14 protein-coding genes are annotated in these 19,576 nt (G+C 70.5%); 3 read left to right on the forward strand and 11 right to left on the reverse strand.

Annotation, left to right across the window (positions count from 1 at the left end):
- Positions 1-90: 90 nt before the first annotated feature.
- Complete coding sequence (gene ahcY, locus ACFV15_RS14205) at positions 91-1,563, reverse strand: adenosylhomocysteinase (protein ID WP_378350693.1); 1,473 nt, start codon at positions 1,561-1,563, stop codon at positions 91-93.
- Positions 1,564-1,647: 84 nt separating this feature from the next.
- On the opposite strand from ahcY, the gene ACFV15_RS14210 reads away from it, so the two are divergent.
- Complete coding sequence (locus ACFV15_RS14210; RefSeq protein ID WP_378350695.1) at positions 1,648-3,876, forward strand: hypothetical protein; 2,229 nt, start codon at positions 1,648-1,650, stop codon at positions 3,874-3,876.
- A gap of 54 nt (positions 3,877-3,930) precedes the next feature.
- On the opposite strand, the gene ACFV15_RS14215 is transcribed toward ACFV15_RS14210, so the two are convergent.
- From ACFV15_RS14215 to ACFV15_RS14225, 3 genes are all read right to left on the reverse strand, one after another.
- On the reverse strand, positions 3,931-4,635 hold the full coding sequence (locus tag ACFV15_RS14215; RefSeq protein ID WP_378350697.1) for a hypothetical protein: 705 nt from the start codon (positions 4,633-4,635) through the stop codon (positions 3,931-3,933).
- A gap of 149 nt (positions 4,636-4,784) precedes the next feature.
- Positions 4,785-6,335 (reverse strand): amino acid permease, encoded by a 1,551-nt coding sequence (locus ACFV15_RS14220; RefSeq protein WP_378350699.1) that lies wholly within the window; start codon positions 6,333-6,335, stop codon positions 4,785-4,787.
- A 61-nt stretch (positions 6,336-6,396) separates the two neighbouring features.
- Positions 6,397-7,311 carry a cation diffusion facilitator family transporter gene (locus ACFV15_RS14225; protein ID WP_378350701.1) on the reverse strand — a complete coding sequence of 305 codons (915 nt, stop codon included), beginning with the start codon at positions 7,309-7,311 and terminating at the stop codon, positions 6,397-6,399.
- Positions 7,312-7,534: 223 nt separating this feature from the next.
- Between ACFV15_RS14225 and ACFV15_RS14230 the strand changes: the two genes are divergently transcribed.
- Positions 7,535-10,459, forward strand: a complete 2,925-nt coding sequence (locus ACFV15_RS14230) for a BTAD domain-containing putative transcriptional regulator (protein ID WP_378350702.1) — start codon at positions 7,535-7,537, stop codon at positions 10,457-10,459.
- Here the strand turns inward: ACFV15_RS14230 and ACFV15_RS14235 are convergent.
- From ACFV15_RS14235 to ACFV15_RS14260, 6 genes are all read right to left on the reverse strand, one after another.
- Complete coding sequence (locus ACFV15_RS14235; RefSeq protein ID WP_378350704.1) at positions 10,456-11,034, reverse strand: hypothetical protein; 579 nt, start codon at positions 11,032-11,034, stop codon at positions 10,456-10,458. The two genes, ACFV15_RS14230 and ACFV15_RS14235, sit on opposite strands and share 4 nt — an antisense overlap.
- Before the next feature lie 161 nt (positions 11,035-11,195).
- Positions 11,196-12,422: a mannose-6-phosphate isomerase, class I gene (manA, locus tag ACFV15_RS14240; protein ID WP_378350842.1), complete on the reverse strand. Its 1,227-nt coding sequence runs from the start codon at positions 12,420-12,422 to the stop codon at positions 11,196-11,198.
- A 60-nt stretch (positions 12,423-12,482) separates the two neighbouring features.
- The gene (locus ACFV15_RS14245) at positions 12,483-13,568 is read right to left on the reverse strand and encodes a hypothetical protein (RefSeq protein ID WP_378350706.1); all 1,086 of its coding nucleotides are present in this window, start codon (positions 13,566-13,568) and stop codon (positions 12,483-12,485) included.
- Positions 13,561-13,782, reverse strand: a complete 222-nt coding sequence (locus ACFV15_RS14250) for a Trm112 family protein (RefSeq protein WP_378350708.1) — start codon at positions 13,780-13,782, stop codon at positions 13,561-13,563. Before ACFV15_RS14250 ends, ACFV15_RS14245 begins: the two co-directional genes overlap by 8 nt.
- An 83-nt stretch (positions 13,783-13,865) precedes the next feature.
- A complete protein-coding gene (locus ACFV15_RS14255) occupies positions 13,866-15,221 on the reverse strand; it encodes a phosphomannomutase/phosphoglucomutase (protein WP_378350710.1) in 1,356 nt (451 codons plus the stop codon).
- A 114-nt stretch (positions 15,222-15,335) separates the two neighbouring features.
- Positions 15,336-15,692 (reverse strand): DUF3499 domain-containing protein, encoded by a 357-nt coding sequence (locus ACFV15_RS14260; protein ID WP_378350711.1) that lies wholly within the window; start codon positions 15,690-15,692, stop codon positions 15,336-15,338.
- A 79-nt stretch (positions 15,693-15,771) separates the two neighbouring features.
- Here ACFV15_RS14260 and ACFV15_RS14265 point away from each other — a divergent pair, with 79 nt between their 5' ends.
- A complete protein-coding gene (locus ACFV15_RS14265) occupies positions 15,772-16,239 on the forward strand; it encodes a metallopeptidase family protein (protein WP_378350713.1) in 468 nt (155 codons plus the stop codon).
- A gap of 95 nt (positions 16,240-16,334) precedes the next feature.
- Here the strand turns inward: ACFV15_RS14265 and ACFV15_RS14270 are convergent, their stop codons facing one another.
- Positions 16,335-19,568 (reverse strand): glycosyltransferase, encoded by a 3,234-nt coding sequence (locus tag ACFV15_RS14270; RefSeq protein ID WP_378350715.1) that lies wholly within the window; start codon positions 19,566-19,568, stop codon positions 16,335-16,337.
- Positions 19,569-19,576: the final 8 nt, after the last annotated feature.

Genomic DNA, 19,576 nt, shown 5'->3' on the forward strand with positions numbered 1-19,576 from the left:
GCCCCGGCGCCCGGGGGGGGGGGCGGGGCGGGGTGGTGGGTCGTGGGGGGACCCCCCGGTTAACACCCGCCCCACCCACCCACGAGTCCATCAGTATCGGTAGTGGTCGGCCTTGAACGGGCCTTCGACGTCCACGTCGATGTACTCGGCCTGCTCCTTGGTGAGCTTGGTCAGCTCGCCGCCGAGCGCGTCGAGGTGGATCTTCGCGACCTTCTCGTCCAGCTTCTTCGGCAGGCGGAAGACCTCGTTGTCGTATTCCTCGTGCTTGGTGAACAGCTCGACCTGGGCGATGACCTGGTTCGAGAAGCTGTTCGACATCACGAACGACGGGTGCCCTGTCGCGTTGCCGAGGTTCAGCAGACGGCCCTCGGACAGCACGATGATCGTGTTGCCGTTCGGGAAGATCCACTCGTCGACCTGCGGCTTGATGTTGACCCGCTTGATGCCCGGGTACCGCTGCAGCCCGGCCATGTCGAGCTCGTTGTCGAAGTGGCCGATGTTGCCGAGGATCGCCTGGTGCTTCATCTTCGCCATGTGCTCGACCAGCACGACGTCCTTGTTGCCGGTCGTGGTGATGATGAGGTCGGCCTCGGGCAGCACGGTCTCGAGCTTGCGGACCGCGTAGCCGTCCATGGCCGCCTGGAGCGCGCAGATCGGGTCGATCTCGGTGACGATCACGCGGGCGCCCTGGCCGCGCAGTGACTCCGCCGCGCCCTTGCCGACGTCGCCGTAGCCGCAGACGACCGCGACCTTGCCGCCGATGAGCACGTCGGTGCCGCGGTTGATGCCGTCGATCAGCGAGTGGCGGATGCCGTAGCGGTTGTCGAACTTCGACTTGGTGACCGCGTCGTTGACGTTGATCGCCGGGAACAGCAGCTCACCGGCCGCCGCCAGCTGGTACAGCCGCAGCACGCCGGTGGTGGTCTCCTCGGTGACGCCGCGGATGCCCTCGCCGATCGCGGTCCACTTGCCCGGCGACGCGGCCAGCGACGCGCGCAGCAGGTCGAGGAAGACGGCGAACTCTTCCGAGTCGTTCTCGTCGGTCGGCGGGACGACGCCGGCCTTCTCGAACGTGGTGCCCTTGTGGACGAGCATGGTGGCGTCGCCACCGTCGTCGAGGATCATGTTGGGACCCTCGCCGTCCCAGGTGAGCATCCGCTCGGTGCACCACCAGTACTCCTCCAGCGACTCACCCTTCCAGGCGAACACCGGGACGCCCTTCGGCTCCTCGACGGTGCCGTGCGGGCCGACCACGATCGCGGCGGCCGCGTGGTCCTGGGTGGAGAAGATGTTGCACGACGCCCAGCGCACCTCGGCGCCCAGCGAGACCAGCGTCTCGATCAGCACCGCGGTCTGGACGGTCATGTGCAGTGAACCGGAGATACGGGCGCCACGCAGCGGGTAGACCTCCGCGTATTCGCGACGCAGTGCCATCAAGCCGGGCATTTCGTGCTCGGCGAGGCGGATCTCCTTGCGGCCGAACTCGGCGGCTTCGAGATCGGCGACGGCGAACTCGATGCCGTTGCGGTTGTCGTGCCGCTTGGCAACGCTTTCGGGGGTCATAGCTCGTTTCCTCCAAGGGTGGATTACAACAGAACAGTACCGTTGTCCGCTCAACGATCACTGGGCTATCAGGAGGCTCTCACCTTGTCTTTCCCCGGACCCGACACCCGGGTCGTCGAACTGCGGGTGCCAGGCCTCATCGGCACGAGCGGGGAAGCGCTGCTCGACGCGGTTTCCACGGTCGATGTGGCGGGTGACGGGTTCGGCAGAGTGATCCGTCCCTCAGACCGGCTGCGGCGGCCGGCACCCGGCCCGATGCTGCGCGCGCTCGGCCGGGCCGTGCCGCGCACCCTCGAGGGCTACCTGTGGAGCCGGATGACCTCGGGCGGCGCGTCGAAGGCCACCTGGGCGCTGCTCTTCCCGTTCTCGCTGGCGAACGTCGCGTACTGGATGCTGCCGCCGGTCCCCCAGGACAAACGCGGCGCGCGGATGCTCGGCGCGCTGTGCCGGGGGCTGCTGCGGGTCGCGGCCGTGCTGCTGACCATGCTGCTGGTGAGCCAGGTGGCGGTGATCAGCCTCGACCTGCTCGCCACGCAGTGCCTCAGCACCGGCTGCGTGAAGTGGGCGCCCGGCTGGCTGCGGACGTCCACCCAGCTCAGGGCGGCCGTCGGGATCCTGCCGCTGCTGGTGATGATCTACATCCTGCACCGGATCTCGTCGACGAACTGGCGCGTGCACGCCGAGGACACCGGCGGCGACGGCGCGTTCCCCGGCACGGTGCTGCGTGCCGACCCCGACACGCCGGGCCTGCTCTGCCTGCACACGGTCGTCGCGCTGGCGTGCGTCGCGCTGCTGCCGCTCGGCGGGCCGTTCCACCTCCCCGGCGATGTGGCGGGCATCGTGCTCTGGCTGCTTTCGATCGCGCTGATACTCGCGAGCCTCATCGCGTCGGCGATGGGCAGGGGCGCCGGACGGCCCGGCCGCTGGGCGCGGCGCACGCTGTACGCGTTCGGCACCGCGCTGGTCGTCGTGGCCGGACTGCGGAGCCCGGCGATGCGCGGCACCGGGCTGGCAGGCGCCGACGGCATAGTCGAGGGCATCGGCGCGGCGCTCGTGGTGGTCTCGGTGCTGTTCGCGGTGCTGCTGCTGCCCGCGGCGAAGTACGCGAAACCCGCCTGGCGTGAACTGCCGATGCGGCTGCGGCCGTGGGCGGGCGGCTGGGCGGCCGCGCCGGTGCTCATCCTCGCCGGGCTGCTCGGCGGCGGGTTCGGCGCCGGGATGACGTTGTCGGTGCGCAAGATCCTCGGCGCGGAACTGCGTTTGCCGGACACGTACCTGCTGATCACCGTGCTGTGGGGCGCCGGGCTGACGGCCGGTGTGCTGCTGGCGGCGATCGGGGTGGCCGTCGCGGTGCCGTTGCGCAGGCGGCGGCGCGGTATCCCGGAGATCGTCAAGCTGATGGAAATCGGGGCCAAGCAAGAGAAAGAGGCCGCCGCCGCGTGGGCACGGTCGGCTTGGGAACGCAGGCACCTGCATCATCTCGCGCTGTCGGTGTCGCTGCTCATGGCGGCGGGCGCGGTCGCGCTGCTGATCGTCCGATTCGGACTGCACGCGGTGCCGTCGTGGTTCGAGCCGGTGGCCGGAATCGGCGTGTTCGCGCTCGGCGCGCTGGCCGCCGGGCTGCTGCGAGTCGTCTACACAGCGGCGAAAAGCCCGCTGCGCAGCCGTCACCTCGGTGCGCTCGCCGACCTCGTCTGCTTCTGGCCGCGCGCCGCGCATCCGACGGTTCCCCCTTGCTACGCCTTGAAAGTCATCCCCGAGCTGGCAGGCCGCGCGAAGGAACACCTCGCCGAACCGAACACGCGCGTCGTGCTCTCCGGCTACAACCTCGGCAGCCTGCTGACGATCATGACCGCCGCCCGCCTCGCGGCCGAGCTGACGCCAGAGGAGTTCGAACGTGTCGGCGTGCTGACGGTCGGCTCGCCGCTGCAATGGGGTTACCAGCGCGCTTTCCCCGGCGTCCTGCCGCATGCCTCGCTGTGCAAGCTCTACACGAAGCTCGACGGCCGCTGGCGCGCGCTGTGCCGCGGCACGGACATCTTCGGCGGCGGCGTCACGACGTGGCGGCATCAGGTCGTCGACGGCGCGCTGCTCGGCGACGGCTACCTCACGACCGGCGGGGTCGGGCCGCTGAGCTCGGTCGCCGAGCCGGAGTCGGGCGTGCTCATCATCGGCGGCGACCACTGGCTGCCCGACCCGATGCGCAATCCCACCGGCCGCCACCGCTGGTCACCCGGCGTACTGAAACACGCCGACTACCTGGCGGACGCCGAGTGGGACCACGCCGTGGCCGTGGCCGCGGGCCTGCGCTAAAACGGTCGTGAGTGGTATGACCGGTTCTAACCGGCCATACCACTCACGAGCCTGTCATCCCTTGCGGCGGACCTTGCCGACGGTCACCAGGCCGACGCCGCCGAGCAGGAGCGCACCGCCGACCCAAATGAGCCAGCCCTTGTCGAAGCCGGTGTCCGCGAGGCCGCCGTTGCCGCCGGAGCTGCCGCCGACCGGGACCGCGGGCGTGCTGCTCGTGGTCTCCGGGGCCGACGTCTTCGTCGACGTCGGCGGCTTGCTGGTCGCCGTCGTGGTCTTGGTCGGCTCGCTCGGCTTGACCGTGGTCGTCTTCGTCGGCTCGCTCGGCTTGGTGGTCGGGGGCTTCACCGAGCCGCAGAGGAACCAGTGGCTGATCGTCGCCTGCTGGCCGCCGCCGTTGAGCGGGGACCGCAGCTTCTCCCACGGCGGGTTCGCGGGCAGGCCGCGCTTGCCTGGCTCGTAGGTGTTGTAGCCGTCGCCGCCCTTGATCACGATCGCGGTGACGGTGACGCCCTCACCCAGCGCCGTGATGTTCAGGTACTTGTCCTGCTGGGTGCCGCCGGTGAACGTGATGTCCGACGGCTTGAGGTCGGTGCCGGGCAGCTTGGCCTTGGCACACGTGGTCACGTTGCCCTCGGTCGGGACGGCGCGGTTGTCGTCGGTGTAGCAGGCGAGCGCGACACCGGCCGTGCCGAGCAGCAGACCGGCGGTCGCGACCGTCAAAAGGGCAGCACGAACTGGACGCTTGAACGTCGATTTCATTCGGAGAGCTCCTGGATAACGCGGGGAAACACACCCGCCATTCGGGGGAACCAGTTGCTGGGAACCTACCCGAATGGGGCTATATAGCCACCCTGCGCATCCAACCGAGACCGTCCAGAGACACTCCAGAGACCATTCGTGCGTACTGCCTACTCGTTTGGGGTTTTCCCGGTGGGATCGATACCGGCGACGGGTAGCGGTGACTCGCTCGCGTTGCGCTTGCCGAGCAGCGAATGACGGCGGCTGTAGGCGAAGTAAATCACCACACCGACGACCATCCAGACAAAGAACCGCAACCAGGTCAAAACGCTCAGGTTCAGCATCAGCCACAGGCAGGCGAGGATCGCGAGGATCGGCACCAGCGGCACACCCGGCACCTTGAACGCGCGCGGCAGGTCGGGGCGGGTCTTGCGCAGCACCAGCACACCGGCCGAGACGAGCACGAAGGCGAACAGCGTGCCGACGTTGACCATCTCTTCCAGCTTGTCGGCGGGGAAGAAGGTCGCCGCGACGGCCACCATGCCGCTGACGATGATCGTCGCGGTCTTCGGCGTGCCGTGCGCACCGGTCTTCGCGAGCTTGCGCGGCAGCAGGCCGTCGCGCGACATCGCGTAGATGACCCGGACCTGGCCCAGCAGCAGCACCATCACCACGGTCGTGAGACCGGCCAGTGCGCCGACCGAGATGATGCCGGCGGCCCAGTCGACCCCGTTCTGCGCGAACGCCGTCGCGAGGGTCTTCTTGCCGCCGTCACCGGCGGAGGTGGCGAGGTCCTTGTACGAGACCATGCCGACCACGACCAGCGAGACGGCCACGTAGAGCACGGTCACGATGGCCAGCGAGCCGAAGATGCCGCGCGGCACGGACTTCTGCGGGTTGCGGGTCTCCTCGGCCGTGGTGGCGACGATGTCGAACCCGATGAACGCGAAGAACACCAGCGACGCGCCGGCCAGCAGGCCGAAGACGCCGAACGAGCTGCCCTGCCCGCCCGCGATGAGCGAGAACACGGACTGCTCGACACCGCCGTGTCCCGACCCGCCCGGCTGGGCTGGCGGCACGAACGGCGTGTAGTTCTCGGCCTTGATGTAGAAGAAGCCGAGCACGATCACGAACAGCACGACCGCGACCTTGATCCCGGTGATCACCATCGAGAACCGGGACGAGAGCTTGGTGCCGATCGTCAGCAGCGTCGCGAGCAGCGCGACCAGGAACAGCGCGCCCCAGTCGAAGGCGAGTCCCCCGCCGATCTCGAAGCTGGTCTTGGTGCCCTTGCCGAAGATGTAGTCGAGCACCGTCTGCAGGTACGCCGACCAGCCCTTGGCCACCGCGGCCGCGCCGACCGCGAGTTCCAGCACCAGGTCCCAGCCGATGATCCACGCGATGAACTCGCCGAACGTGGCGTACGAGAACGTGTACGCGCTGCCCGCGACCGGGACGGTCGAGGCGAATTCGGCGTAACAGAGCGCGGCCAGCGCGCACGCGATCGCGGCGAACACGAACGCCAGCGAGGTCGACGGCCCCGCGAAGTCACCCGCTGTGCGCGCGGTCAGCGTGAAGATGCCCGCGCCGATCACGACGGCGACGCCGAAGACGGTCAGATCCCACGCGCTCAGATTCCGCCTGAGCTTGGTATCCGGCTCATCGGTGTCGGCGATCGACTGCTCGATCGATTTCGTCCGCCATAGACCCGTGCCGGGCACCATCGACCTCCTGGATGACTTGATCGTGAATCGTCACCCTAACGCGTGAGGTCCAGGGTCACTACTTCGCTGACCGGTCCAGGTCAGGTTCGAGGTAGATGAGCGCGGAGACGGGCACCTTCGCGCGCACGCGCGCCTCGGCGTCGTCGATCGCGGTGGCCACCTGACCGGTGTCGAGACCGGGCACGAGCGCCAGCTTCGCGGCGATCAGCAGCTCGTCCGGACCCAGGTACTGGGTACGGATGTGGATCACGCGCTCGACCTTGCCGGCGGCCAGCTCGTCGGTGATGGTGGCGAGCATCTTGTCGTTGACGCCCTCGCCGATCAGCAGGCTCTTCATCTCGACGATCAGGATGATCGCGATGATCCCGAGCAGCACACCGATCATGGCGGTGCCGATGCCGTCCCACACCGGGTCACCGGTGATCGTCGACAGCCCGACGCCGAGCAGCGCGAGCACGAGCCCGACCAGCGCGCCCGCGTCCTCGAGCAGCACGACCGGGAGCTCCGGCTCCTTGGACTGGCGGATGAACTGCCACCAGGTGACCTTGCCCTTGATCTTCTTCGACTCGCCGATGGCGGTGTAGAAGCTGTAGCTCTCCAGCCCGATCGCGACGACCAGGATGACCACCGCGACGATCGGCGACTCCAGCTCCGACGGTTCGGTGATCTTGTGGATGCCTTCGTAGAGCGCGAAGACCGAACCGAGCGTGAACAGCATCAGCGCGACGACGAACGAGTAGAAGTACCGCTCGCGGCCATAGCCGAACGGGTGGATCCTGGTCGCCTCGCGCTGGGACTTCTTCTGTCCGAGCAGCAGCAGGCCCTGGTTCGACGTGTCCGCCAGCGAGTGCACCGACTCGGCGAGCATCGACGACGACCCGGTGACGAGGAAGCCCGCGAACTTGGCGACCGCGATGCCCGCGTTCGCCGCGAGCGCGGCGATGATCGCCTTGGTTCCGCCGCCTGCTGACACCTGTACCCCCTGAAGCCGGTGGAAATGTCCGGCTGAAGCCTAAAGGGGCCGTTCCGGCTGCGAGCAGCGGGCCGACCCGATCTCGGCGGGCGGTGCCATCCGGCACTGTTCGCGGCCACCTCGGCGGCGACCCGTTCGAATTCCGCAGCGGCTTCCGGCGCCTGACCCTGATCCCGCAAACGGCCACGAACTGTCGGACCCGGTGGCTAGGGTGGCCGGTCTCATGGCGAACTTCGGCGTCCTCGGACCGCTGACCGTGCAGCGGGCGACCGGTGAATGGGTCACCTTGCGTGGTGACCGGCAGCGGTCGCTGCTGGCGGTACTGCTGTTCAACGCGAACCGGCACGTGCCGGTCGGCAGGCTGGTGGCGGCGTTGTGGCCGGACCTTCCACCAAAGTCGTACGTCTCCAATCTCCAGACGTACGTCTCGCGCCTGCGCGAGCGGCTCGGCGATGTCTCGATCGAGCACGCGGCGCACGGGTACCGGCTGCGCGTCGGCCCCGATGAGCTGGACCTGCTCGCCTTCCGCGCGGCCGCCGCGGCCGGGCGGCGGACCTCCGATCCGCGCGAACGTGCCGCGCATCTGCGCCGGGCGCTCGGGTTGTGGCGTGATCACGCGCTCGCCGATCTGCATCTGCCGGTGCTCGACGCCGAGCTGGCTCGGCTGGCGGCCGAGCGGCTCGCCGTGTTCGGCGACTGCGTGGACGCCGAACTCGCGATCGGGCGGCACACCGAGCTGATCGGCGAGCTCGCGTCGACGGTTTCGGAACATCCGCTCGCCGAGCGCACCGCCGCGCAGCTCATGGTGGCGCTGCAGCGGGCCGGGCGGCAGACCGAGGCGCTGGAGGTCTACCAGGGAATCCGCACGACGCTGGTCGAAGAGCTCGGCATCGAACCCGGTGCCGAGCTGCGGCAAGCACACGCGGCGATCCTGCAGGGCGACGCCGGCTGGCCGCTCTGCCAGCTCCCGCCGGACCTGCCCGACTTCGACGGCCGCTCGGCCGAATTCGCCGAGCTGACCACGGTGCTCGGCCGGTCCTCCGGCAGCGTTCCGGTGGTCGTGGTCAGCGGTGAGCCGGGCGTCGGCAAGAGCGCGCTCGCCGTCCGCGCCGCGCACCGGCTGCGCGAGGTCTATCCCGACGGCCAGCTGTACGTCTCGCTCTCGGGTGCGCGTGACATCGCCGAAGTGCTCGCCGACCTGCTGCGCGGCATCGGTGTCACCGGTCCGGCCATCCCCGACGATCCGGCGGCGCGCGCGTCCGCGTTCCGGGGCAGGCTCACCGGCCGCCGGGTGCTGGTCGTGCTCGACGACGCCACCGAGCCGACGCAGGTCCGCGCGCTGATTCCGGGCACGCCGGGCTGCGCGGTGCTGGTCACCAGCAGACGCAGGCTGAGCGGGCTCGCCGGCGCGCACCGGATCGCGCTCGGCCCGTTCAGCGACTCGGAGGCGCGGCGGCTGCTGGGGCGGCTGGCCGGAACCCGCGTGCACGACGAGGACTCGGCCGCCGCCCGTATCGCGGACGCCTGCGGGAACCTGCCGCTCGCGCTGCGGATCGCAGGCACCAGGCTGGCGTTGCGCCCGCATCTGCGGCTGAGCGCGCTGGCCGAGCGGCTCGAGGACGAGGTGCGGCGGCTGGACGAGCTGGCCGTCAGCGATCTGCAGGTACGCGGGAGCATCGCGCTCAGTTTCGAGGCGCTGCGGCCGGTCACCCGTGCCGCGTTCCGCGCGATCGGCCAGGTCCGCGACCGGGACCTGCCCGGCTGGACGCTCGGCATCCTCATCGACGACCCGGAGGCCGAGTCGGTGGTCGAGGAACTCGTCGAAGCCAGCCTGCTGGAACCGGTCGGTGTCGACCCGACCGGCGAACCCCGCTACCGGATGCACGACCTGATCCGCGTCTTCGCCGCCGAGCACGCGACCGGCCACGCTTCCGCGTTGTCGATCGTGCACGCGACCATCGCGCTGGCGGACGCGGCCGCGCGACGGCTGCCCCGCACCGTGCCGATGCCGTTGCCCGGCAAGGAAATCCCGCCGCAGCCACTCGACGCGGACGTCGCGGCGCGGCTGACCGCCGACCCGCGAGCGTGGTTCGAAGCGTCCCGTCCGAACATCGTGCGTTCGGTCAAGTCGCTGTGCGCGCACGGCTGGCGCACGGAGGCGCTGGCGCTCATGGAAAGGCTCAGCACCCACCTGTGGCCGCAGGGGTATTACGCGGATATGCGCACCGGGTACGAAGCGCTGCGCGAGTCGGCGCTGGCTGACGGCGATCAGCATGTGCTCGCGCTGGCCGACGCGAACCTGGCGCTGCTCTCCCACGCGCGCGGGCATTACGAGCAGGCGGCCGCGGAGTACCGGCGCAGTGCGGCGGAACTGGCCAGGCTGGGCGATGTGCCCGCGCTGGCATGGACGCTCATCAACCTGGCGGGCTGTCTCATCGGGCTCGGCGATCCGGCCGGGTCGCTGGTGCTCATCGGCGAAGCCGCCGAGCTGGCGATCGCCGATCCCCATGCGGAACTGGTTTCACTGCGGATGAAGTCCAGCGCGCTGACCCGGCTCGGCCGCGCCGCCGAGTCGGCGGTACTGGACTCGGATTCCGTCGACCGTGCGAGGGAGTCCGGCGAGCCGCGTCAGCTCGCCTTGGCGTTGCAGGGTTTCTCGTGGTCGCTGGCGCTCAGCGGCGAACTCGGCCGTGCCCGCGAGCTGATCGAAGAGTCGATTCTCTTGCTGCGCAAGGTGGAGAGCCGCTCCGCGCTCGCCAAATCTTTGCGCACGCTTGGCGCGATCCACGCCGGACTCGGCGAACGGCGTCACTCCGTCGCCGCCTATGCGGAAGCGCGGGATCTGGCCCGCGAACTGAACGAGCGGCCACGCGAGCTTTCCTGTGCCCGCGCGATCGCCGCGAGCTGGATCGGCGAAGGCCGCGCAGCCGAGGCGATTCCCTTGCTGCGCGGCTGTCTATGGGAGTTCCAGGAGATGCGCAGCCTGCCGTCGGCCGCGATCACCGCCCGCATACTGGCGAAAGCCTATGAGAAAACCGGAAACGCCGCCGACGCCCGCATCGCTCGAGACGACGCTGATCGGCTCGGACACCCCCTCGACGCGAACGCGGCGACGTTGACCGGCTTGCTGCTGAAACTGGCCGACTAGGCCTTGGCCGCCTTGGCGTACCGGTGGTTCGCCGGCAGCCAGGTGAGCACGAGCGCGACCACGGAAACCACGATCGCGGCCCACGCGAGCCCGATCATCGCGCCGGTGCCGACATCGGTCGCGACCCGCAGCGAGACGAGCGCGTTGACCACCGCGAACAGGGTCACCAGTATGCGCGCCCAGAGAGCCGCTTTCCGCATGAGCGCACCGAAAAGCACGAGCAGCGCGCCAACGGCGATCACCATGATCGCGCGGGCCTGCAAGGTTTTCGTGGCCTCTTCGACCGCGAGGTCGAGCAGCGAACCGGCACTCTGCTTGACCGTGCCGAGTGATTCGCCGGTCGCCTCGGCGACCACCTGCGCCGCCAGATCGAGTGCCAGGTCACGGCCACCGGCGAGAATGATCGCGCCGTCGATGACGGCGGCGAGCCCGGCCACGATCGCGGCGATGACCGCCGCGAGCACCGTGCCGGGACGGGAAACCGGCGCCGCCGGGGTCTGCGGCACGTAGCCGGGCTGGGCTCCGTAGCCGGGCTGCTGGCCGTAGCCGGGCTGGGCATCGGGGTAGGAAGTCACTGTGGGTCTATCTCCTTGACTGTGGGCAGAACGGATGGCAACACAAAAAGCCACCCGTCCGGCAGATAGTGCCGAACCCCGCCACACGGAACGCATACAAACGCTCCGAGGCCTCGTGAGTGTTTACGCCGGTTAGAACCGGCGATACCGCTCACGACCCCCTAAGCGCAGGTGCCCGCTGTCGCCCGGAAGACCTGCACCGGGCTCTCCCCGACCGGCTTCAACCGGACGGCCGGGTCGGCCGCGGGGAGCCAGACGGACTGGCCGCGCCCGAGTTCGACCTGCTCACCGTCGTCAGCCAGCACCCGCAGGGTTCCTGCCGTGCACAGCAGGATCTGCGGGCCGGTGCAGTGCACCAGTATCTCGTCGCGCTCGTCGGCGGCCCATTCGATGCGCGAGAGCTCGAACTCGGGCGCGTCCGTGTGGTAGACCGCGAGCCTGCCGTCGGAGGTGCCGTCCTGGACGGGCATCTCGCCGCAGCCGAAGTCGACGACCCGCAGCAGCTCCGGCACGTCCACGTGCTTGGGCGTGAGCCCGCAGCGCAGGATGTTGTCGGAGTTCGCGAGGATCTCGACGGCCGTGCCGTGCAGGTACAGGTGCAGGTTGCCGGCGGGCAGGTAGATCGCCTCGCCCGCGCGCAGCGTCAGGCGGTTCAGCAGCAGCGCGCAGAGCACACCGGCGTCACGGGGGTGCGCCTCGCCGAGCTCGAGGATCGTGCGGCATTCGGCCGCGAACTCGCCGTGATCGCGCACGTGGTGGACGCAGGCCTCCAGCACCTCGGGAAGCAGCTCGTCGAGCGAGGACTGCGGCAGCGTGATCCAGGTGGTGAACAGCGCGCGCAGGCCGTCGGAGTCCGGCTGCTCTTCCAGCAGCACGGTGAACCTGGCGAGTCCGGGTGTCTCGATGGCCTTGAGCAGCGCGACCGTGCGGGTCGGCTCGCGGAAACCGGCCAGCGCGTGGAACTCGGTCAGCGCGCAGACCAGCTCGGGCTTGGCCGTCGGGTCCGGGTAGTTGCGGTTCGGCGCGTCACGCGGGATGCCTGCCTGCTCCTCGCGGGCGTGGCCCTCGGCGGCCTGCTCGGCCGACGGGTGCGCCTGCATCGACAGCGGCTCTTCGGCGGCGAGGATCTTCAGCAGGAACGGCAGCCTGCCGCCCCAGCGCTCGGCGCACTGCGCGCCGAGCTGGCCGACCGGGTCGGCTTCGACGAGTTCGAGCAGGCTCCGCTCGACCCCGTCAGGGCCCTCGATCCGCGACGGGTCGCCGGGATGGGCGCCCATCCACAGTTCCGCCTCCGGGTGCGGCGCCGGTACCGGACGTCCCAGCAGCTCGGGGATCGTCGTACGCGATCCCCACGCATAGGGCCGCACGGCATTGCGCAGCAGCTCCACTGTCACCTCAACTCCTCGCCGGGCACCTTCTGCCAGGCCCCATGTCCTCGAAAAGCAGTCTCAGGCCGAAACCGGCGAAAACTGCCCGGCACCGCCGATACTGCCCGCCGCCAGCCCGAGGTAAACGGCGGCCAGCTCGAACCGGAGCGCGAGCACCCCTGCCCGAATCGGTTCGTCCGCTTCGATCTCCTCCGCGGGCGCGATCCTGTCGACCCCGGGGAGCATCTCCTCGGCCTGATAACGAGCGGCCTCCGCCGCGGCTCCGGTGCGGATCGCGAGCAGCACGACCCTCGGGCGCAGGCCTGAGGGCTCGTCGTCCGGGTCCGCGAACAGGTCACGCTCACTGTTGCCCATGAGCGCGGCCCGGCGCAGCGCCGGCCTGGCCAGCGCCTGACGATAGTCCTCGACATCGCAGACGGTCGCGGCATGGGCGGCGAAGGCGTGCGCCGCGTGCTCACCGACAGCGACGGCCACGGGGTCCAAACCCCACAGCAGCGGCAGCCGATCGGCCACCCGCAAGGCCAGCGCCTTGGCCGGATTCGCGAAGGAATCCCGAGCTAGATAGTCTTTTTCGGCCTCGGCGTCCAGCTGGTCGGCCAGCTTCTCGACATCGCTGACGAGCAGGCCGAGCGCGTTCGCGGTGAGTAACCCCGCGGCGAGGCCACGGGGGAACGCCATCTCCGGTGGAACCGGCACACGTGGCGCGATTAACAATCCTTTACCCGCCACGGAGGCCGCGACGGGCCCTTCGGCAGGCCCGGACAGCACGACGGTGGCGCCGAACCGGGCCGCGCGCTCCAGCGATGCGGCCAGCTCCCGGTCACCGGGGTCGTCGGTGTGCGCGAACACCACGTCGAGCGCGCCGATCCAGCTCGGCACGACCTCGGCGATGACGACCGGCACCGGGCACTGCGGAGTGAGCAGCGCCGCGAGCATGCGGGTCAGCGACCGGCTCACGCCGGGCCGGTCGATCAGCACGAGCGCACGCGGGCGCCCCAGGTCGAGCCGGTCGCTCAGCCCGATCTCGGCGGCCGCCTCCGCGGTCGCCCGCACCTGCGCGCCCGCCATCGCGGCGGCGCGCAGGAGCCCCGCGCTGTCGGCTGCGGCCAACCGCGCGGGATCGTCGAGCAGGGAGTCGTCAAGCACCGTCGGCACTGGAGGTTTCCGAACCCTCGGGAGTGGTGGCCTCGTCGAGCAGCAGCACCGGGATGCCGTCGCGGACCGGGTACACCCGCCCGCACTCGGTGCAGGTGAGCGCGTCGGCCTCGGGATCGCCGGGCGAACCGGCCCGCAGCGGGGCGTGATCCGGCGACGGGCAGGCGAGGATCTCGAGCAACTGTGCGTCAAGCGTGACGGCCATGATTCCTCCATACCACGTAGCGAGCATGAGTGTGCGTTCCGTGGCACTCATGAAACTCAAGTGACAGGAGTACGCAGCCTGTATTACGCACGAACGATCGCCAGTACTTCGTCGGTCAGCGCGCGCACGGCGTTAACGTCGGCGGCTTCCACGTTCAGGCGAAGCAGCGGCTCGGTGTTCGACGGGCGCAGGTTGAACCAGCCGCCATCGGGCAGCTGAACGGTGAGACCGTCGAGTTCGTCGACCGTGACGCCGTCGAGCTTGGCGTAGGCGTCCTTGACCGCGAGCAGCCTGGCGACCTGGTCGTCGACCGTCGAGTTGATCTCGCCGGACGCGGCGTAGCGCGAGTAGTCGGCGGTGAGCGCGGACAGCGTGCCGTCCTGCTCGCCGAGCGCGGCGAGCACGTGCATCGCGGCCAGCATGCCGGTGTCGGCGCGCCAGAAGTCGCGGAAGTAGTAGTGCGCGGAGTGCTCGCCGCCGAAGATGGCGCCGGTCCTGGCCATCTCGGCCTTGATGAACGAGTGCCCGACGCGGGTGCGCACCGGCTTGCCGCCGTGCTCGGCGACGATCTCGGGCACGCCCTTCGAGGTGATCAGGTTGTGGATGATCGTGCCGCCGGGGTCCTTGGCCAGCTCGCGCACGGCCACCAGCGCGGTGATCGCGCTCGGCGAGACCGGCTCGCCCCGCTCGTCGACGACGAAGCAGCGGTCGGCGTCGCCGTCGAAGGCGAGCCCCGCGTCGGCGCCGACCTCGCGGACCTTGGCCTGCAGGTCGACGATGTTCTTCGGGTCGAGCGGGTTGGCCTCGTGGTTCGGGAAGCTGCCGTCGAGCTCGAAGTACATCGGGACGACCTCGAGCGGCAGCCCGTCGAAGACCGTGGGGACGGTGTGCCCGCCCATGCCGTTGCCCGCGTCGACGACGATCTTCAGCGGACGGCTGCCGCTGAGGTCGACCAGTTTGCGCAGGTAGGCGGCATAGTCGGCGAGCACGTCCTGGTGGGTGACGGTGCCGGGCTGGCCCTCGAACGCGGGAACGCCCTGCTCGACGGTGTCGCGGACCTCGGCGAGCCCGGTGTCCTGCCCGACCGGCGCGGCGCCCGCGCGGCACAGCTTGATGCCGTTGTACCGCGCCGGGTTGTGGCTCGCGGTGAACATCGCGCCCGGCATGTTGAGCGAGCCGGAGGCGAAGTACAGCTGGTCGGTGCTGGCGAGGCCGATCGACACCACGTCGAGGCCCTGCGAGGTGACCCCGTCGGCGAACGCCTCGGCCAGGCCGGGCGAGGAGTCACGCATGTCGTGACCGATCACGACACTGGGTGATTCGGGCTTGATGAGCAGCGCGAAGGCGGCGCCGAACTCCCGGATCAGCGCGGCGTCGAGCTGCTCGCCGACCACACCCCGGATGTCGTAGGCCTTCACGATGCCAGAAAGATCTGCCACGCCGTTTACTCCCGAAGTCGCTTGCCGTCTCGCCGCCCGGAAGCCTACCGGGCGACTCTGACGCCCACCCGTCTCCCGCCGCCACCCTCAACGGAGACGCTGCGCGTCACAGCGCTAATTCAAGCGACCTGGCAGCACCCGTAGATGACCACGACGTCCGGACGGACCCTCGTCGTCAGGGTTGACGGCGGGTTTGTCCGAGCGGCCTGCCTCGCGCACGGCCTCGGCCAGCGCGGTCAGCTCGTCGTTGGACGGGTCGGGGTGGGCGAACTCACCCTCGTGGCGGACGACCTCCCACCCCTTGGGGACCGTGAGCCGCAGCGCGTGCGCTTCGCACAGGTCATAGGAGTGGGGTTCCGAGGCCGTGGCCAACGGGCCGACGACGGCGGTCGAGTCGCTGTAGGCGTAGGTCAGCGTCGCCACAGCCGGCTCTAGACAGCCTGTCCGCGAACACTTTCGTACGCTCCGCACAGTCGTAAACGATAGCGCGTCCGAGCGACGACTCACCGGCGACACGCGCTGTGTCTTCTTCAGCGCGTACCCTTCTTGCGTGGCAACCGCGCGTGACTACCGACTGCAGCAGCGCTTGCGCCGGGACAGGCACGGGCGCGGGCTCCGCGGCGCGCTCTACCCGGCGACCCTCCCGGCCGCCTCGAGCCGCGCCGAGAAGTTCGACGCGCTGGTGCTCGACGCGCTCGAACCCATCGAAGCGCGCTGGCGCCACGAGCTGACGAAACTCGACGTGGCCGTCGACGACGTCCCCGAGGTCCACCGCGACGGCGACCCGGTCGCGGCCGAGGGCGTGCTCCACGACGGCGCCGTCCCGCTCTCCCGGCTGGTGCCCGCTGGCGTCGACCGCTCCGGCATGCCGACGCGCGCGCGGATCGTGCTGTACCGGCGTCCCCTCGAAGCCCGCGCGAAAGACCCGAGCGAGTTGGCCGAGCTGGTCCACGACGTACTGGTCGAGCAGGTCGCGGGCTACCTGGGCCTCGAACCGGACGTCATCGAAGGCGAATAAGGACTCGCGAGTGTTGCCGACGGTTAGAACCGCCCGCCCGTCGCCCACCACCACCCTCAACGGAGGCGCTGCGCGCCCCTGTGTTCATGCAGCACTCATGACCCCTTGCGGCGGCTCGGGATGGCCGTGAGCAGCGCGAACAGCACGGCCGCGATCTGCGCCAGCAGCAGGAGGTTCCGCACGCCCGCCGAGTGGTCGACCACGACCTCCGAGGACTTGGCGGGCACCGAGACCGCGACCTGGTGACCCCAAGCGGGCACGATCGGCACCGCCTTGCCGTTGACCGTCGCGTGCCAGCCCGCTTCGACCTCCGCCGCGAGCACCAGCAGGCGGCCTTCGGGGCCGTCGGAGACGCGGACGTGCACGTCCGGCAGCGTCGCCTGCACCGGCGCGACGCCGGGGGAAGTGCCGGGCGCGCCCTGGCCGGTCACGGCTTTCTTGGCCAGCTCGGGTGAGATCAGCGCGACCTGGCCGCCCGGGGGCAGGAGCCGGAGCACCGGCCTGCCGTCGGAGGTCGGGGGCGCGCCGCCCACAAGGTCCTTCGCGAGCGCGATGAACGCGTCGCGGTTCGCGCCGGCGGGCAGTACGACATAGAGGACGCCGGACGCCTCGGCCGCCGCCAATGCCTGCTTGACGTCTTCGGGTGAGCCTTGGGCGAGTGCCTGCCGCCAGGACGCGAGCCGTTGCGGGCTGCCGACGACAGGGGCCAGGTCGTCGTCGCCGTAGCGGGCGAGCCTGCCGCCGATCTGGCGGGCTGGCTCGCCGTCGGACACGACGAGCACCGAACGGCCGGTCGCGGCGAGTTCGGCGGCGACCGGGGCCGCGAGTTCCGTGCCGCGGCCCGCGCGCAGCGGGCCCTCACGGCCGGCGATGACCGCTCCGGTCGCGAGGATCAGCAACACCACCACGCCGCACGCCGCCGCCAGTTTCGGCAGCCAGGCGACGTCGCGCTCCGGGACGATCTCGCGGCGGCAGGCGATGAGCACGATCCACAGCAGGCCGACACCGATCACCAGCAGCGGCACGCCGGCGAAACCGGGCGCGGGAGCCCCGCCCCGCAACGGGGTCACGGACACCAGCCGCACGAGCGCCAGGCCCGCGCCGCCCAGCGCGATCAACGCGAAGGGGCCCGCCATGCGCTTCGACGGCCGCGCCACGAGCGCGACCACGGCGGCCACCACGACCGCGAAGCCGGTCGGCCACGCGCCCGCGTCGCCGGGGTCGAGTCCGGCGAGTTCCGTCGCCGCGGTCAGCCGGCCCGGCCCGCCGAGGCCGTGCACGAGCAGTTCCGGATGCTTCAGCAGCACGGTCGGCCACGGCAGCAGCAACGCCAGCGGCAGCACGACCACGATGCCGACGGCCGCGATCCGCCGCGCGAGCCCGGTCGGCGACGGCAGCACGACGAACGCGCCGACCAGCCCGACCACCGCCAGCGCGTGCGCGAGCGGCGAGAACGCGCCGAGCAGTGCGACGCCGAGCGCGCTCAGCACCGAGACGTGCAGCCAGCGCGCGTCGGCGCGGACGAGCAGGCCGGTGATGCCCGCGACCACCAGCGGCGCCACGATGTGCACGACGACCACGTCGAGCCTGCCCTGCGCGACAGCGGCGGTGGCGACGGGAAGTAGCGCGTAGGCAACGGAAATCGCCGCGCGGACCCAGCGGCGCACCCGAATCCGCCGGGACGCGGCGTAGGCGGTGAGCGCGGCGAGCGGCGCGTCACCGATCAGCAAGATCGCGACGACGGTGCTCGGCCCGCCCAGCACACCGAAAACGCCGAGCACCGGAAGCGACGCGGGCGCGGCGCTCGCGGTGCCACCGGAGACGGGATGCCACGACGCCAAGTACGTCGACCACACCTCACCGAGCGAACCGACCGGCAGCAGATGCCCGCCGGAGAGATCGAAACCGAGCCGTGCGCTGTTGATCACCAAGCCGAGCGCGGCCAGCACCACCAGCATCACCACCGGCGGCGCGAACACGGTCGCCGCCAGCACACGGCGCCGGTTCACCTCCACGAAAACGATCTCGGGCTCCGGCTCGGCGCCCCGGCGGAACGGCGACGGCTTCGGCCCCGCGGGTTTTTCTTCCTTTTCCGGCAACGTGACCGCGACGACCGCGGCCGGGCGCCGCAAGCCCGATCCGCGGGAACCGGTGCCACGCAGGGCCCCGGCCGGCAACGCGTCCGGGCCCACCGGCCGGTGCGTCTTCGCCCGCATGGCCTCCGGCGTGATCCACGCCGTCTCCTCGGAAACCTGTTCCGGCACCCGCCCGAGCGCGGCTTCGCTCGCGACCCTGCGGCGCACCAGGTCGACGACTCCGGCACGCACGGCGTTGCGCAGCCGCGTGAACCGGCCCATGACGAGTCCGCGCGCGGAGCCGCCGCCGCGCTTGGCGCGCGCGGCACGCAGACCCGCGCGCCCGCCGAGGAGATACCCGATCGCGGCGAACTCCGCGTGCGCTTCGGTGGTCCGGCGCAGCAGCAGGAACACGAGCGCGCGCGCACTGAGCAAGACCGGCAAGCGCACCAAGCCGAACAGGAACGAAAGCGGTGAGGTGTTGACGAGGAACGCGCGCAGGCCATGCGCCCGGTTCGCCGCGGCGACGGTGGAACCGAGCGCGTCCGCCCGCCGTTGCCCGGTGGTCACCGCGCGCGCGTGCCGCAAACGGGCCGGTGGCACGGAAAGCACGAGCCCGCCCGCCGCGTTGGCACGCCAGCCGAAGTCGACGTCCTCGCGCAGCAACGGGAATCCGGGATCGAAGCCGCCGAGCTCGTCCCAGAGGTCGCGGTCGATCAGCGCGCCCGCGCTGGGTACCGCGAGTACTTCCGTGCTTTGTTCACCCGATGCGGTGACCTGCTGCCGATGCCCCGACGCGTCCGTGGACAGTCCGGCCTCGACGATCAGCCGAGGATCCGACCAATCGAGCGCGAGCGGACCGAGCACCTTCGCCGACGGCGACGCGTCCGCGGCGCGCAGCAAGGTGTCCAGGCAGTCGGGTTCGGGCGCGCAATCGTCGTGCAGCAGCCAAATCCAGGCACCGGGATCACCCCAGCGCTCGACCGCGTTCGCCACGGCCTCGTTGACGGCGGCGGCGAAGCCGGTTTCATTCGAAAGAGTGATTACCCCGTCGAGGACGGGCTGCGCGTCGAACCCGGCCGGATCCGCCGCCTCCGCGAGCAGCGCAGGCGTGCGGTCCGTCGAGCCGGTGTCGATCGCGAGCACGTGCCTCGGCCGGATGGAGCTGCGCCGCAGCGCGGAAAGCGCCAGCGGCAACCAGCTTTCCCCGTTGTGGCAGACCAGAATCGCCAAGACGGGTGCGGTACGAAGCATCGGTGGCG

This window comes from Amycolatopsis sp. NPDC059657 (assembly GCF_042734395.1).
Lineage (GTDB): Bacteria > Actinomycetota > Actinomycetes > Mycobacteriales > Pseudonocardiaceae > Amycolatopsis.